Below are 15,676 nucleotides of genomic sequence, written 5' to 3'. Positions count from 1 at the left end.
CCTGAACCGTGCCTGCCTCGAGGTGGCTGGAGAATCATGGGGAGGCGCCCCGGGGCGCCGAGCGGCAAACGTTACCGCTCCCGAGCCTCCCGAGCCGAAGCGGGTGCGGGCGCCGCCGACGAGCGGTCGCCGGGAGCTAGCCCTGTGCCGAACTCCGGGTCTCCAGCAGCTCGGCGACCGACACGATCCGACCCTCCTCGATCGACCGCCAGATCGCCTCCCCCGCAGCAACGGCGAGCGCACCTTCGTGCGCGGACGCACCGAGGCCGAGGGCCACGGACTCCTCGTCCGGGCCGACGAACAGGTCCCGTCGCATCAGCGGGTCCGCGCCGTCGTGTCCCCCGGACACGCTCTCGATGTCGATCACCTCGGGCGGGCCGAAGAGCGGCCGGTGGGTGACCTGCCCGGACCCGGGCAACGACTCGCCGTCGGGCGTACGTCCGGTGAACACCTCGATGGTCCCGTGGGTGCCGGTGAGGGTGGCCCGATAGCCCTCCCACGGTGAGGAGAAGTCGACGGCGTAGGCCGCGGTGGCACCGGAGGCGAACGTCAGGAGCGCGGCGACGTGGTCCTCGACGTCGATCTCCTCGTCGTAGAGGTAGAGGTCCGAACCGGCCGGGTACTGCACCTCGTAGGGCAGGTCGAACAGCCCACGCCTGGCCTGGTCGGCACCGTCGTGGAACGCGCCGCTGCCCCGTTGGGCCTGGTAGTACGGGTCGCGTTCGCGCACCTGTGCGGTGTTCGCACCGGCCGGGCGGTGCGGGCTGCCGGGGCCGTAGTAGTCCCGGCCGCCGACGGCGTACACGGTGCTCGGGGCGTCCGCGAGCCACCAGGAGATCAGGTCCAGGTGGTGCGTGGACTTGTGGATGGTCAGGCCGCCGGAGTTCGCCCGTTCCCGGTTCCAGCGCAGGAAGTAGCTCGCGCCGTGCCGGATGTCCACGTGGTAGTCCATGTTCACGTGCAGCGGCCGCCCGATCGCACCGGCCAGGACCATCCGCTTGATCTGCCGGTGCCGCGAGGTGTACCGCAGGTTGTGGGTGACGCGCACGCCCGCCGCCGACGCCTGCTCGGCCCGGAGCACCCGGGCCGCGTCGGCGGCGGTGGCGACCATGGGCTTCTCCGAGACCACGTCGACGCCCGCGGCCAGCGCGGCCTCGATGTACCGGGCGTGGCTGTGGTCCGGAGAGGTCACGATGACCACGTCCGGCCGCGCCTCGCGCACGAGATCCTCGAACTCCTCCGGCGCATAGATCGGCACCTCGGGGTGCCCGGGCGGCAGGATCGTCGCCGCGAACGCGTCCGCACGAGCCCGGTCGACGTCCAGCACCGCGACGAGTTCGCCGTGACCGGAGAAGTCGTCGGCGCTGGCGCCGTAGCCGAGCGTGGACCTGTCGGAGCTGTCGGCGGCGTCGTCCGGGGCCCCGGCATCGGAGACCCCCAGGAGTGGTCGCACGAAGCTGGCCACGCCACGGTTCGACAGGCCGACGACGGCGTAGCGTCGCCTGGGTGCGTCGGGCCCCGCAGGGTCCGCGGTGCTGGTTCGTTCGGCGGGCCGGGCGTTCGGGTTCCGACCGCTCGAACCGGAATCGCTCGGGTACTCCCGGAGCGTGCTCATGACATCTCCCTGACATCGTCGTAGGCTGCGTGATGCAATTGCAGCAACCGCATGCATCCAGAGCACGATACCGTCGCGAGGCCCTGCCCGCGACACTCACGAAGGAGTGCCATTGCCCTCGCTCGGCTTCCGAGACAACCTCGACGGCTACGTGGACGTCTCGATGGATCTGCTCCGGCACGTGGCCGCGCGCACCGAGACGGAACTGGCCCGGGGTCGGGCCGACCTCCTCGCGGCGGACTCCCCCGAGCTGGTCCGCGCGCACCAGGCGGCCACCCGAGCCGCGGTGGCGGCAGGGATCGGCGGGGAGGTGGCCACCGACGGCTACGGCACCTGCCCGCCGGTGAGCTGGGGAGAACGCATCGAGACCGCCCAGCACACCGTCGACACGCTGATCCTTGAGTCCCTTCCGGGCGTGCCCGTGACGGCGAACCTGTACCGGCCGGTCGTCACCGGGTCCGCCCGTGGCTCGTCGGTGCCGGGCGGCACGGGTCCTGCGGTGCTGTTCGTCTGCGGGCACGCGGGCCTCGCCAAGGCCGATCCCGAGTACCAGGCCGTATGCGGGCGGCTGGCCGACGCCGGGTTCGTGGTTCTCGCGATCGACCCATGGGGACAGGGGGAGCGGCTCGGTTACCTCGACGCCGACGCTCACCCGCTCGTCGCCGGCGGGACCACGGAACACACCTACGCCGGGATCCAGTCCTGGTGGCTCGGCGAGTCCCCGGCTCGCTACTTCGTGCACGACGCGCGCCGGGCGATCGACCTGCTCACGCACCTGCCCGAGGTGGATCCTGCCCGGATCGGTATCACCGGCAACAGCGGCGGCGGAATGCTGTCCACCCTCATGATGGCCCTCGAGCCACGGTTGGCCGCCGCCGCGGTCGGCACCTACCTGACCAGCCGGTCGTCCTACCTGTGGACCGGACAGCGCCAGGACGCCGAGCAGGTCCTGCTCGGCGGCACCGGCAACGGCGTCGACCACGCGGACCTCCTCGCAGTCATGGCGCCACGGCCCGTGGCGGTGCTCGCCGCCGAGTTCGACTTCTTCCCGATCGAGGGCACGTTGGACTCGGTCGCCCTCGCCCAGCGGGCCTACGACGCGTTCGGCGCACCTGACGCACTGCGGCTCGCACGCGCGCACAGCACCCACCGGTACGCGCCGGAGCTGGCGAGCGCCGCCGTCGAGTTCTTCGGCTGGGCGCTCGCCGGAGCGGCGCCGCCAGGATCGGCGGCACACCCGGGATCGGAAGCGGCGCCCCCGGGGTCGACGGCGCCGGTGGCGCCGCCGGCCCGGGCCGCCCTTGCGACGCCGGGCGGTGCCACCTCGGCCGCCACGACCGACCCTGCCGCGACGTCCGACCGCGCCGACGCGCCCGACCGGGCCGCCGTGTCCGACGGCGCCGCCGAACCAGAACTGCTCGATCCTGCTCGGTTGGCCTGCACGCCATCGGGCCAGGTCGCCCTCGACCACCCGGACGCCCGGTTCCTGTACGACCTGAATCTGGCCACCTACGACGCGCTACCCGAACCGACCCCGGCGGCCGCGGTGGCCTGGCTACGGGACCGGGTCGCCGACGGACGCCGACCGGCCGGCCCACCCAACGCGCGGTGGCTGCCGGGACCGTCGGGGACCGCCCACGCGCTCTGGCGCGCGGAGACCGACCTCTGGGGTGCCGGCGTCCTGCTACCCGCCGACCAGACCCCGACCGGCGGCACGCGGGCCGTGCACGTGCTCCTGCTCGAGGAGGGCACCAGGGCATTCACCGACGACCACCCGCTCGCTCGACGCGCCGACCCGCGCGACCTCGTCCTCGCGCTCGACGTGCGCGGGCACGGCGCCCTGACGCCACGCGACAAGGACGGCCTGCCGGCCACCGACCAGGCGAGCTCGACCTACAAGCTCCTCTGCGACCTGCTCTGGCTCGGCGACTCCCTCACCGCCGCCCGCGTCCATGACGTCACCCGCGCCGTCGACATGCTCCTGACCGACACCCACCTGGCTCGCACCTACCCGGGCCTTGCCACCGACAGCCCGGTTCACCTGCACGGGGAGGGAGCCGGCGCCTTCCTCGCGGTGCTCGCGGCCGCCGTCGACGAACGGGTCCGGACCGTGCACGTGCGCGACGAGGTCGTCGAGCCGGACCGGATCATGCGGACCCGCCGCTACGACGAGGGCCGCGGCGGCTGGCAGTGGGTGCTGCCCGCAATGATGCGCCGCGCGCCGCTGCGGGTCCTGCGTGCGGCGCTCGGCGACCGGCTCGTCGCCGCCCCCGCCTGACCGCGCGCGGTGACGGCCGCCGGGGCCGGACGCGCCGGTTCAGGCGGCCGACTCCTCCTCGGACTCGTCCTCTTCCGGCCGGTAGACGATGCGCTCGCGGGTACCGCGCAGCCGGGGGTCGGCGACCGGAACTGCGGAGAGCAGCGCTCGGGTGTAGCCGTGCTGGGGGTTCGCGAACAGGCTGTCCGCCGGCCCCTCCTCGACGAGATTGCCGTAGTACATCACCGCGACCCGGTCGCAGATCCGTTCCACCACGGACAGGTCGTGGGAGATGAACAGGTAGGTCAGGCCGAGCTCGTCCTGGAGGTCGGCGAGGAGCTCCAGGATCTGAGTACGGACCGAGACGTCCAGGGCGGAGACGGCCTCATCCGCGATGACCAGCTTCGGGGACGTGATCAGCGCTCGGGCGATGCCGATGCGCTGGCGCTCACCGCCGGAGAACGCATGCGGGTACCGGCTGGCCATCGAGCGCTTCAGCCCGACCCGTTCCAGCATCGCCTCGACCCGGTCGTCGAGCTCGGAGCCCTTCGCCAGTCCGGCCACCCGCAACGGCTCGCCGATCACCTGGCGCACCGTCATCCGCGGGTTCAGCGATCCGTACGGGTCCTGGAACACCATGCGCACCTGCCGCCGATACGGCAGCAGTTGCTTCTGGGACAGGCCCGCGAGGTCGACGGCGCCCGACCCGTCGTCGTAGAGCAGCTCACCCCCGGTGGGGTCGTAGGCACGCATCACGCACCGGCCGAGGGTGGTCTTGCCGCACCCGGACTCGCCGACCAGGCCGAGGGTGGCCCCCTCGGTGATATCCAGGTCCACGCCGTTGACGGCGATGATCTTCTCCTTGCGACGGCGCCCGAACATGGTCCCCGAGACCGCGTCGAACTCCATCCGCAGGTCCCGGATCCGCAGCAGCGAGCGCGCCGACGCCTCCTCGTGACGGAGCGTCCGGGCCGGGTCCGAGACCACCTCGACGGCGGTGGCCGGCTCGGGCGGCGGCGTCGCCAGGGGGCGGTCCTCGCCATCGTCCTCGGGCTCACCGAGCGGCGCGGACCGCTGCGGGAGGCTGGCCAGGAGCTCCTTGGTGTAGTCGTGCTGCGGGTCGTGGAAGATCTGGTCGACCGGGCCGGTCTCGACCACCTTGCCGTGCCGCATCACGACCACGTCGTCGGCGATCTCGGCGACGACGCCGAGGTCGTGGGTGATGAAGATCATCGTCATCGACAGCTCGGACTTGAGCTCGCCGAGCAGGTCGAGGATCTGTGCCTGCGTGGTGACGTCGAGGGCCGTGGTCGGCTCGTCGGCGATCAGCAGCGCTGGCCGGGCGATCAGCGCCATCGCGATCATGGCGCGCTGGCGCATGCCTCCCGAGAGCTGGAAGGTGAAGGCGTCGACGCGCTCGTCCGCGCGCGGGATGCCCACGTTGTTCAGCTCGTCGATGACCCGTTCGCGGATCTGCGCCGGGCTGAGGTCGCTGTGCAGCTCGAGGACCTCGCTGATCTGGTTGCCGATCGTGTGCACGGGGCTCAGCGCCGACATCGGCTCCTGGAAGATGATGCCGATCTCACGACCCCGGATGGAGCGGATCGCGTCCCCCTTCGACTTCAGCGCGGCCAGGTCCCGCACGGGGCCGTCCGGCTCCGCCCGGAACAGGATCCGTCCGCCCTCGATCAGGCCCGGGTTGTCGACCACCTGCAGGATCGAGCGGGCCGTGGCGGACTTGCCGGACCCGGACTCCCCGACGATGCAGGTGGTCCGGCCCCGCCGGACGACCAGGTCGATGTCGTCGACGGCATGCACGGTGCCCTCGTCGGAGCGGAACGTGGTCTGCAGCCCCTGGATGTCCAGGATCGCGTCGTCCTCACTGAGCTCGGCGGCGTCGACGGTCGCGGCGGCCAGGCCACGTTGGGCGGTCTGCGCGGCGCGGTCGCGCTCGCGGATACGGCGAGGGGCGGAGAACATCAGGACCTCTTTCCGTATGGGTCGGCGGAGTCTCGGAGTCCGTCACCCACGAAGTTGAACGCGACCACGGCCAGCACCACGGCCACGCCGGGCAGGATCAGCCAGGGCGCGGTCGCCACGACGTTCACACTCTGCGCGTTCTGCAGCAGCACGCCCCAGGAGACCGCGGGCGCCCTCAGGCCGAGGCCGAGGAAGGACAGGGACGTCTCCGACAGGATCATCGCGGGCACGGCGAGCGACACCGTGGCGATGATGTGCGAGGAGAACGAGGGCAGCATGTGCCGGAAGATGATCCGGCCCGTCGGGACGCCGTCGAGCTTGGCCGCCAGCACGTAGTCCTCGCCGCGGGTCTGCAGCAGCCGGCCGCGGATCACCCGCGCCAGCGACGTCCAGCCCACGAGCGAGAGGATGACGGTGATCATCAGGTACGTCTGCATCGGCCCCCACTGGGGTGGCACGGCGGCCGCGAGTCCCAGCCACAGGGGCAGGGTGGGGATGGACATGAACAGTTCGATGATCCGCTGCAGCACCGTGTCGACCGTGCCGCCGAAGTATCCGGAGATGCCGCCGAGGATGAGGCCGAGCAGGAGCGAGACGGCCACCCCGACGAGCCCGATCGACAGCGAGATCTGCGAACCGTAGATGATCTTGGAGAGGAGGTCCCCGCCGCCGCGGTCCGCACCGAGCGCGTACCAGCGCTCGCCCGGGTCCTCGGGGCCGAAGAAGTGGATGTTCGCGTCGATGACGCCGAGCAGCCGGTAGGGGTCACCCTCGACGAAGAACCCGAGGTGCACCATCTGTGAGGTGTCCTCGGTGAAGACCGGGGCGAGCGTCTCCGGGTCCGTGGCACCGGTCGTGGGGTGCACGTAGAAGCCCTCGGAGAACGAGAAGTGCGGGATCTGCGGGGGCTGGTAGGCGTGCTGGCCGCTGTAGGACGTCGTGTTGAACGGGGCGAAGAATCCCGCGAAGAGGGCGACCACGTAGAGGATCACCAGGATGACCATCCCGATCATCGCGAGCCGGTGCCGGCGGAACCGCCACCAGATGAGTTTCCACTGCGGTGCCGAGGTGACCTCGGAGCGGCTCCGACCGGTCTCGGTGTCGAGGTTGTCGGCCGTCTCGGTCCCGGTCGGGTCCGCCGGCTCGGGAAGGGCTGGGGGGAGTTGGGTCTGGGAGGTCATCCGATCACGCCTTCCCGAATCGGACCCGTGGGTCGACGGCGGCCAGCAGCAGGTCGGAGATCAGCGTGCCCACCACGGTGAGCACGGCGATGATCAGGATGATCCCGCCGGCCAGGAACATGTCCTGGGATTTCAGGGCGGCCAGCAGGAGCGGGCCGGTGGTGCCGAGGGCGAGCACGGTCGCCACGATCACCTCGCCGTCGAAGATGGACGGGATCGACCAGCCGACCGTCGAGATGAACGGGTTCAGGGCGATCCGCAGCGGGTACTTGCGAATGTTGCGTCCCTCCGGGAGCCCCTTCGCCCGGGCCGTGGTGACGTACGGCTTGTACAGCTCGTCCAGCATGTTCGCGCGCATCGTGCGGATGATCCCCGCGGTGCCGGCAAGGCCGATGACGAGCACGGGGATCCACAGGTGTTCGAGCAGGTCCCCCACCTTGGCCAGGCTCCACGGTGCGTTGACGTACTCCGGCGAGAACAGTCCGCCGACGCTCTGACCGAAGTAGGCGAAGCCGATGTAGGCGAGGACCAGTGCAGCCAGGAAGTTCGGCACCGCGAGGGCGATGAAGCCGACCACCGAGATCGTGTAGTCCGCCGCGGAGTGCTGCTTGATGGCCGAGTAGATGCCGGCCGGCAGCGCGATCGCCCAGGTGAACAGCAGCGTGGCGACCCCGAGCAGGATCGTCAGCGGCAGGCGCTCGGTGATCAGGTCGATGACCGGCCGTTGGAACTGGAAGGACAGGCCGAAGTCACCGTGCAGCAGGATGTTGCTGATCCACTTCCAGTACTGGATCCAGAACGGGTCGTCGATCCCGTACCGGACCCGGAGCGCTTCGAGCTGAGCGGGGTCGATGCTCTCGCCCTGGGCCTCCAACGCCGCCACCTGCGTGGTCAGGAAGTCCCCCGGCGGGAGCTGGATGATGAAGAACGAGATCACCGAGATGATGATCAGGGTCGGGATCACGTGCAGGATCCGGTGGATCGTGAATCTCAGCATCGCTTCCTCCTTCCGCTCGGTCCGAAGTCGTGGGTCATTGCACGGGGGTGGGCACGGCCGTCAGCCGCCGTGGGGCTCCGGTGACGACCGTGCCGCCCGCGGTTCACGCCGGCAGGAACGAGATCTGCTCCGGCTTCGTGATGCCCTCACGCCCGTAGTAGAAGGACAGCTTCGGCTCGTCGTCGCGCACGCCGCGCACGTCGTTGGTGACGATGACCGGCTGGAACGGCAGGCCGAGCAGTCCGATCGCGTACACGTTCTCGTCATGCTGGGTGACGATGGCGCGGCCCGCGTCGAGCCGTTCTTCGTCCGTGGCCGCGCCGCGGAGCAGGTCCCAGTTGTCCATCAGCGCCAGGATCTCCGCCGGCGGTTCCATGCCCTCTGCCCCGTTCGAGGCGTACCACTGGCCGTAGGCCGGCCCGCTGTGGCTGTTGGCACCAGTCGGGATGAACCAGACCGGTTCCAGGTCGAAGTCGTCGCCCGGCACGGTGGTGCCGCTGATGTTGAAGTCGTTCGCGCTGCGCAGTTCCGCGTAGAGCGTCGGGTCCACCGGCCGCAGGCTGAGCGTCACCCCGATCTCACCCCAGTACCGCTGCACCATCGTGAACGCGTCCGCCGTCGGCACCCCGGCGGTGCTGTCGACGTACAGCACGACGAGTGCCAGCGGCTGCCCGTCCGGCCGCAGCCGGACGCCGTCCGCGCCGCGGGTCAGCCCGAGCCCGTCCAGGAGCGAGTTGGCCGTGTCCAGGTCGAACTCGATGAACCGCTGTCCCGTTCCCTCGACGTAGTAGTCGGAGTTCTCCGTGGCGAGCGGCTGCCGGACGTCCCCGAGACCACCGAGGAGGGTGGCGTTCAGGTCCTCGCGGTCGATCGCGTGGGACAACGCCGCCCGGAAGTCCACCTCGAGGAACAGCTCACGCAGCACCTCGTCGGTGCTGGACAGGTTCAGACACAGGGAGAGCAGCGTCGCGTCGTTCTTCCAACGGAGCATCTCGTAGCCCCGGTCCTCGGCGTTCTGCAGGTAGACCTGCGCCGAGTTGTACCCGAGGTAGTTGCCCTGGAAGTTGAGGTCACCGTTGGCGGCGCGCAGGTCGAGCGCGTCCTGGGCGAGCACCTGTACCTGGATCTGGTCGATGAAGGGCAGTTGTCGCCCGTCCGGGTCGACCTTCCAGAAGTACGGGTTGCGCTCGAGGTTCGCGGTGCCGCTCTGGGCGTTCGCGGCACTGACCACCTGGTATGCGCCGAGCACTGGGCGTTCGGGGTTCGTCCACCAGTTGTCCCGGTCCCCGAAGTACTGGTCCCAGGAGTCGAACCCGGCCGCCGCGGTGGCCGCATCCACCTCGGCCTGGTCGGTGTAGGTGGGGTGGAACTGCTCGAGGTAGTGCTTGGGCTTGAGGAACTGGTTGCTCACGGCCGGGTGGCACATGTACTTCTCGAACAGCGCGAACGGCTGGGTGTAGCGGAAGATGACGGTCCGTTCGTCCGGCACCTCGACCGTTGGCCGTGCGTCACCATCACTGAACCAGAACGGCGCGGACGGGATGGTGGTCTCGTTTCGCAGCACGTCGTCCACGGTGAACTGCAGGTCGGCGGAGGTGAACGGCTCCCCGTCGGACCACCTCAACCCCTCGCGAAGCACGAACGTGAACTCCGTGTTCGTGTCGTTCTTCGTGAACTCCTCGGCCAAGCTGGGCAGGTATCCGTCGGAGTCCCAGTTCCACTCGAGCAGGCCAACGCTCGCGAAGGCGGTGAGGGCGCCGGCGTCGCCGACATCGGTCTGGGCCCGGTTCAGGGTGCCGCCGTACTGGGCCGGCCCATCCATGACCTCGACCTCCATCGGGGTCGCCGGCAGCCGCTCGGCCAGTTCGGGGAGCTCTCCAGCGTCGACCCGCTCGGTGAGCATGGGTGACTCCTTGACGTCGGCTCCGTTGCCGTCGAACGGGTTGGGCGCCTCGTCCTCGGAACACGCGGTAAGGCCGAAGATGGCGATCGCGGCCGCGCCACCGCCACCGAACTTGAGCAGGGACCGGCGGGAGATGCTCCGGTGTTCCATCGTCATTGAAATTCCTCCAGCTCGCGGCTCTCGCCGTGGGTCAGACTTCATGTTGGGTGCACCGCAGGGGTGCGGGACCGGCACCGACGGCCACGTCGGCCCGGGAGTGTCGCGGTGCGCCATGCGGCGTCGGGACGGTACGGGGGTTACTTGAACCTAGCGACCGCAAGCGGTTGCTGCAACACCAGCACAGATTCAGCCGGGCTGGCGCTGGCCATTCTCGAAGTACGCCCGCAGCGCTGGATCCAGCTCGGGGACGTCCAGCGCACCCGAATCCCCACGCATCGACTCGGCCGCCGTGGCGCCGGCCGCGACCGCCTCACGGGCGGCCACGGGCGAGGTCGCGGTCGGGGCGCCGGTGCGGACGAAGTCCAGGAACTCGGAGAGCAGCGCCGGGTCGGCGCCGTGATGGCCGCCCTCGACGTCCGGGATGGGGAACTGCTCGTCGCCCTCGGCGTTGTACTCGGTGCGACGGTTCCACAGGCGCACCACGCCGTCGTGCCCGAGCCCGAAGTTCTCGATCCTGCCCTCGGTGCCGATGATCGTGTAGTTGCGCCAGTAGTCGGGCGTGTAGTGGCACTCCGAGTAGGTGGCGAACACCCCGTTGTCCAGGCGCATGGTCATCATCGAGATGTCCTCGACGTCGACCACCGGGTTCAGGCCCTCCTGGGCCAGCGGCGGCCAGTTCTTCTCCCGGTCCAGCCACTCGGTGACGACCTGACCGGTCCGGTCCATCCGGGACGTCACGTCCCCGTAGACGGTGAGACCGCCCATCGCACTGACCCGCCGCGTGTACCCGCCGGCGAGCCAGTGGATCACGTCGATGTCGTGGGCACCCTTCTGCAACAGGAGCGTGTTCACGTTCGCGCGCTCGGCGTGCCAGTCCTTGAAGAACCGGTCCCCGCCGTCGCCGACGAAGTACCGGCACCAGACCGCCTTGACCTGACCGATCCGACCCTGCAGGACGAGGTCCCTCATCAGCCTGATCACGGGCATGTGGCGCATGTTGTGACCCACGTACAGGCGCGATTCGGTCGAGCGGGCCGTCGCGAGCATCCGGTCCGCGTCCGCGACCGTGGTGGCCATCGGCTTGTCCACGAACACGTCGACGCCGGCCTCGAGCAGCGCGACCACGTGGTCGGCGTGCTGGTGGTCGAGCGAGGTGACGAAGGCGGCATCCAGGTCCGCACCGAGCAGCACGCCGAGGTCCGAGCCCACCGCCACGTCCGCGCCGAAGCGTTCTCGAGCCCGGTCCTGGGCCCGTGGGTGCGGGTCCGCGACGGCCACCACGGTGGCGTTGCCATCGTCGATACTGGCCCGCTGCGCGATCACCCCACGGTTGCCGTTGCCCACGAGTCCGAGCCTGAGATGGGCGTCGGCGCCAGGGCCGGACGCAGCCTGCGTTGCCATCGGAGATTCCATGACCAGGGACGTTACGGGACGCAAGCGGTTGCGGCAAGCATGCGATGTTTGTGGCAACCTTGGTCCGGCGATCGTTCGCTCGCCACCGCTGTGCGGTAGCATCGGCGCACGTTGCGCACACGTTCGCACAACAATCGACGGCGCACCCACACGGAATCCACCACCGAAGTCGGCGGTGGGCGCCGCCGGGCGGCCGGTTCGTCACTGCTCCGGGGCCGGAAGGAAGAGGAAGCCATGGCCGTCACGCTCGCCGACGTCGCCCGAGCCGTCGGCATGTCCGCCTCCACGGTCTCCCGCGCCCTGTCCGGCACCGAGAAGGTCAACGACGCCACCCGCGAGAAGATTCGCCGCGTGGCCCACGAGATGGGCTACGAGCCGAATCAGGTGGCACGCTCGCTCACCTCGGGCCGCAGCGACCTGATCGGACTGATCGTCCCGGACATCGCCAACCCGTTCTTCCCGCCGATCATCAAGGCGGTGCAGAGCCGGGCCAGTGCCAAGGGCAAGACCGTGCTGATCTCCGACGTCGACGAGCACCCGGCCGACGAGATCCAGCGGGCCCGGGTGATGCGCAAGCGGGTCGACGGGCTGATCGTGGTCTCCCCGCGGACCCCGGTCGAGTCGCTTCCGGAACTGGCCGCGCTGCAGCCGATCGTGTTCGTGAACCGCAAGGTCGACGGCGCGGCGAGCGTGATCATCGAGGCGTCCGAGGGCATCCAGGAAGCCGTGGAACACCTCGCCTCGCTCGGGCACAAGCGGATCTGCTACCTGAACGGCCCCCGGCGGTCGTGGTCGAACTCCCAGCGCCAGGCGGCGATGCGCGCCGCGTGCGCCGAGCTGGACCTCGAACTGGTCGAGTTCGGCCCCTTCGAGCCGCAGATCCAGGCCGGGGTGCGCGCGGCGGACCTCGTGCACAGCCGCGACATCACCGCGGTGATCGCCTACGACGACATGATCGCCATGGGCCTGATGGCCCGCCTGACCGAGCGTGGGATGCGCGTCGGTCCGGACATCTCGGTGATCGGCATCGACGACAGCCCGATGTCCGGCATGGCCTACCCGACCCTCACCTCGATCCACGTGCCGGGCACGCGGGCCGGGGCGACCGCCGTCGACCTCGTGCTGGACCTGGTGGACCACCCGGACGACGCTCCGAAACCTGTCGTCCAGCTCGAGACCCGGCTCATCATCCGGGGCAGCACGGCACCGGCACCCGCCCCGTAGAATCCGGGCCGAAGCCTGCACCCTCCACGAGCGGAAGCCACACCGATGAACCAGCCTGCCCCCATGGCCGCCGACCTGCGCCTGAACACGACCATGCTCACCGGCGCGACGGTCTTCCAGACCAGGAAGGTGCGCCTGGAGTGGACCAGGCAGGACCGGATCCGGATCATCGACCTGGAGAGCCCTCAGGAGCAGGTCCTGGCCGACTTCGCTCCCCAGGAGGTCGCGAAGGCGTCCTACGTGGGCGGGGTCTACGGCTCGCAGCATCAGTCTTCGCTGCACCTCCGGACGGTCTCCGGCCAGAAGTTCCGGGTCATGATCGACGAGTCGGTGGTCAGCCCTCAACCGTGGGAGTCCATCGAGCAGTACAACGCCCGCGTCGCCCGCGAGGGCATGCCTCCGGCCCAGTGGTGGACCGACCGCTTCGCGGCCTTCGGCGCCACGACCAGCCACATCGGTGCGAAGAGGCTCTGGCTCTGGGGACTCGGCGGCGCGGCGGCGCTGATCGTCGTGATCGTGGTCGTCGTCCTTCTCGTCGAGGGCCTGCCCTGAGCGGGCGGCGCCGACGAGGACCGACAGCATTCCCAACTCCCGCTCAACTCGCGACGGCGACCTCACGCCCACGAACGAAGGTCCGCCACGGCACCAGGCCGTCGGAGAGGACCACCACGTCCGCATCGTGACCGGGGCTGAGCGACCCCTTGCGGTCAGCCACACCGGCCACCCGGGCCGGACGGGACGAGCCCATCGCGAGCACCTCGAGTAGCGGCCAGCCGAGGTCCACGTGCAGATGGGCCAGCATCGCGCCCAACGTGGTGGTGCTCCCGCCGAACGCATCGGCGCCGACGACCATCCCGACACCGTCACGCACCTCGCACCGGACGTCCGCGAGTCCGTAGGCGTACCCCTCCGGCATGCCGGCGCCCTGGGTCGCGTCGGACACCACGACCAGTCGCTCCCCAAGGCACCGCCGGGCGATCTCGAGGAGCGCGGGCGGCAGGTGCTTGCCGTCGGCGATCACCTCGGCGGTGACGGTGTCCGAGGACAGGGAGGCCTCGAGCAGTCCGGGCACCCGCCACGGGCCGCTGCGCGTGGTGCTCGACTGCCCGCTCCACAGGTGCGTGATGTGGGTCAGGCCGGCTTCGACCGCCGCGGCCAGGGCCGGCACCGTCGCCTCGCTGTGCCCGGCGGCCACCACGGTGCCGGCAGCGACGAACGCCCTGATCGCGTCGACGGCGCCCGGTAGCTCCGGCGCGAGCGTCACCATCGCGGGGGCGAGCGCGGTCAAGGACGCCACGTCCGCCGCGGCGGGCGCACGCAGCTTGCTCGGCTCGTGGGCGCCGGCCTGGGCCTCGGCGAGGAACGGGCCCTCGAGGTGGACGCCGAGCAGGTCCGCGCCGCCGGCGACGCCGCGATCACGCCAGGCGTGCAGGGCCCGGACCCCGCCGGCCATCACGTCGACGCGGTCGGAGGCGAGCGAGGCCTGGGTGGCGGTCACGCCGACCGATGCCAGGTGCCGCAGGATCGCGGGGACCGCGGCGTCGGTGGGCACGGCCGCCGAGACGTCGCCGCCGACGGCCGCCTCCTCGAAGGAGTGGCCCGCGGCGCCGTGGATGTGCAGGTCGATGAGGCCGGGTGCGACGATCCGCCCACCGACGTCCAGCACTCGTGCGGACTCCAGCAGCGCGCGCGTCGGCGCGGACGTGAGCACGTCCGCGACCCGCGTTCCCTCGAGAAGGACGCTGGCGCCGTCGAGCAGCGCGCCCCCGGCGACCACCCGACCGGACGTGAGCAGTACCCGCTCGGTCATCTCGTGCCCCTGTCTGCCGGCTCCCCACGTCATGATGCGAACCTACCCGGCCGCCTGACCGGCCCGGCCCCACCCCCGCGGGGCCGGGCCGGGGGTCCTGGCCGAGCGCGTGCTCAGGCCTGCGCGGGGAGCAGGGACGCGGACGCCGGCTCGAGGAAGAGCCGGGCGTTCGGGGACTCGCGCAGCTTGGTGGCGGGGCAGGCCGTGCTGACGTCCTCCGACAGCGCGCGAGCGACGGCCTTGGCCTTGCGGGCCTCGGGCGCGCAGACCTGGACGTGCGTCGCGGACAGCAGCGCGGGGATGGTCATCGAGATGGCCGTCCTCGGGGTGGCTGCCTCGTCCGGGAAGTGTCCCTCGCCGACCTGCTGCGACACGGACTCCGGGGTCAGCGTGATGATCCGGGTCCAGCGCTCGTCGTCGAAGTCGGCGTCGAACGGCTCGTTGAAGGCGAGGTGGCCGTTCTCCCCGATGCCCATGCAGACCAGGTCCAGCGGAGCCTCGCGGAGCAGGCGCTCGTAGGCGTCGGCGGCCGCCTGGGGGTCGGGTGCATCGCCGATGATGTACTCCACCTTCGCCGGGGTGAAGGGCTCCTCGATGCGCTCCCGGATCCAGCGGCGGAAGCTCGCGGTGTGGTTCTCGTCGATGCCGACGTACTCGTCCATGTGGAACGCGGTCACGTCGCCCCAGGGGACGTCCTGGTCCCTGAGCGCCTCGACGAACGCGAACTGGGAGTTCCCCGTCGCGATGACCACCCGCGCGTGCCCCTTGGCCGCGACGGTGTCGCGGATGACCTGGGCGGCGCTGGCGGCCGCGGCGGCCCCCATCTCGGCCTCCGAGGCGTACACCGCAACGGGTAGCTCCCCTGCGACGAACTGCTGGATCGGCTCCGACACTTGACTCCTCCTGCGCTTCAACTGGGTTGGATCGGCGCCGGGGACCAGCCCCGCCGCAACGAATTGCAACCGTACCGCAACCGCGTGCATTACGCGATCGTCGAGGATTTGTGCGGGGTTTCGAGGGCCAACTGTGGACGTGCAGGACCGCTTGCGGGCTCGCGGTGGATCGTGGGGTCGACGGCGGTGGTGCCGTCAGGCGACACGCGTCCCGACGGCGTGGGTGCCGTCAGTGCCCGGCCCG

11 protein-coding genes are annotated in these 15,676 nt (G+C 70.6%); 3 read left to right on the top strand and 8 right to left on the bottom strand.

Annotated features, from left to right (window positions below; all coding sequences use genetic code 11):
* Positions 1 to 136 precede the first annotated feature (136 nt).
* Positions 137 to 1,615, bottom strand: coding sequence for a Gfo/Idh/MocA family protein (locus GKS42_RS00805; protein WP_168217686.1), 1,479 nt, complete (start codon positions 1,613 to 1,615; stop codon positions 137 to 139).
* A 112-nt stretch (positions 1,616 to 1,727) separates the two neighbouring features.
* Here GKS42_RS00805 and GKS42_RS00800 point away from each other — a divergent pair, with 112 nt between their 5' ends.
* A complete protein-coding gene (locus GKS42_RS00800; protein ID WP_154792111.1) occupies positions 1,728 to 3,893 on the top strand; it encodes an alpha/beta hydrolase family protein in 2,166 nt (721 codons plus the stop codon).
* Positions 3,894 to 3,932: 39 nt separating this feature from the next.
* Here GKS42_RS00800 and GKS42_RS00795 read toward each other — a convergent pair whose 3' ends face one another.
* The 5 genes from GKS42_RS00795 to GKS42_RS00775 form a co-directional block, all read right to left on the bottom strand.
* A complete protein-coding gene (locus GKS42_RS00795; protein ID WP_154792110.1) occupies positions 3,933 to 5,852 on the bottom strand; it encodes an ABC transporter ATP-binding protein in 1,920 nt (639 codons plus the stop codon).
* Positions 5,852 to 7,033, bottom strand: coding sequence for an ABC transporter permease (locus GKS42_RS00790; RefSeq protein ID WP_154792109.1), 1,182 nt, complete (start codon positions 7,031 to 7,033; stop codon positions 5,852 to 5,854). Before GKS42_RS00790 ends, GKS42_RS00795 begins: the two co-directional genes overlap by 1 nt.
* 4 nt (positions 7,034 to 7,037) lie before the next feature.
* Positions 7,038 to 8,030: an ABC transporter permease gene (locus GKS42_RS00785; RefSeq protein ID WP_154792108.1), complete on the bottom strand. Its 993-nt coding sequence runs from the start codon at positions 8,028 to 8,030 to the stop codon at positions 7,038 to 7,040.
* A gap of 103 nt (positions 8,031 to 8,133) precedes the next feature.
* The gene (locus GKS42_RS00780) at positions 8,134 to 10,089 is read right to left on the bottom strand and encodes an ABC transporter substrate-binding protein (RefSeq protein ID WP_168217685.1); all 1,956 of its coding nucleotides are present in this window, start codon (positions 10,087 to 10,089) and stop codon (positions 8,134 to 8,136) included.
* A gap of 189 nt (positions 10,090 to 10,278) precedes the next feature.
* Positions 10,279 to 11,493: a Gfo/Idh/MocA family protein gene (locus GKS42_RS00775; RefSeq protein ID WP_154792106.1), complete on the bottom strand. Its 1,215-nt coding sequence runs from the start codon at positions 11,491 to 11,493 to the stop codon at positions 10,279 to 10,281.
* Between the two features lie 246 nt (positions 11,494 to 11,739).
* Here GKS42_RS00775 and GKS42_RS00770 point away from each other — a divergent pair, with 246 nt between their 5' ends.
* Complete coding sequence (locus GKS42_RS00770; RefSeq protein ID WP_154792105.1) at positions 11,740 to 12,729, top strand: LacI family DNA-binding transcriptional regulator; 990 nt, start codon at positions 11,740 to 11,742, stop codon at positions 12,727 to 12,729.
* 63 nt (positions 12,730 to 12,792) lie between these two features.
* On the top strand, positions 12,793 to 13,281 hold the full coding sequence (locus tag GKS42_RS00765) for a hypothetical protein (protein WP_154792104.1): 489 nt from the start codon (positions 12,793 to 12,795) through the stop codon (positions 13,279 to 13,281).
* Between the two features lie 43 nt (positions 13,282 to 13,324).
* Here the strand turns inward: GKS42_RS00765 and GKS42_RS00760 are convergent, their stop codons facing one another.
* Both GKS42_RS00760 and GKS42_RS00755 read right to left on the bottom strand, forming a co-directional pair.
* Complete coding sequence (locus GKS42_RS00760) at positions 13,325 to 14,572, bottom strand: N-acetylglucosamine-6-phosphate deacetylase (protein WP_154792103.1); 1,248 nt, start codon at positions 14,570 to 14,572, stop codon at positions 13,325 to 13,327.
* Positions 14,573 to 14,652: 80 nt separating this feature from the next.
* Positions 14,653 to 15,432, bottom strand: coding sequence for a 6-phosphogluconolactonase (locus GKS42_RS00755; RefSeq protein WP_168217684.1), 780 nt, complete (start codon positions 15,430 to 15,432; stop codon positions 14,653 to 14,655).
* Positions 15,433 to 15,676: the final 244 nt, after the last annotated feature.

Source organism: Occultella kanbiaonis (genome assembly GCF_009708215.1).
In the GTDB taxonomy this organism is placed as follows: Bacteria; Actinomycetota; Actinomycetes; order Actinomycetales; family Beutenbergiaceae; genus Occultella; species Occultella kanbiaonis.
This window is presented reverse-complemented; position numbering and strand designations above follow the sequence as displayed.

Coding starts and splice junctions, on each gene's coding strand:
- GKS42_RS00805 (WP_168217686.1), bottom strand. CDS start 1,615: ATGAGCACGCTCCGGGAGTACCCGAGCGATTCCGGTTCGAGCGGTCGG.
- GKS42_RS00795 (WP_154792110.1), bottom strand. CDS start 5,852: ATGTTCTCCGCCCCTCGCCGTATCCGCGAGCGCGACCGCGCCGCGCAG.
- GKS42_RS00790 (WP_154792109.1), bottom strand. CDS start 7,033: ATGACCTCCCAGACCCAACTCCCCCCAGCCCTTCCCGAGCCGGCGGAC.
- GKS42_RS00785 (WP_154792108.1), bottom strand. CDS start 8,030: ATGCTGAGATTCACGATCCACCGGATCCTGCACGTGATCCCGACCCTG.
- GKS42_RS00780 (WP_168217685.1), bottom strand. CDS start 10,089: ATGACGATGGAACACCGGAGCATCTCCCGCCGGTCCCTGCTCAAGTTC.
- GKS42_RS00775 (WP_154792106.1), bottom strand. CDS start 11,493: ATGGCAACGCAGGCTGCGTCCGGCCCTGGCGCCGACGCCCATCTCAGG.
- GKS42_RS00770 (WP_154792105.1), top strand. CDS start 11,740: ATGGCCGTCACGCTCGCCGACGTCGCCCGAGCCGTCGGCATGTCCGCC.
- GKS42_RS00765 (WP_154792104.1), top strand. CDS start 12,793: ATGGCCGCCGACCTGCGCCTGAACACGACCATGCTCACCGGCGCGACG.
- GKS42_RS00760 (WP_154792103.1), bottom strand. CDS start 14,572: ATGACGTGGGGAGCCGGCAGACAGGGGCACGAGATGACCGAGCGGGTA.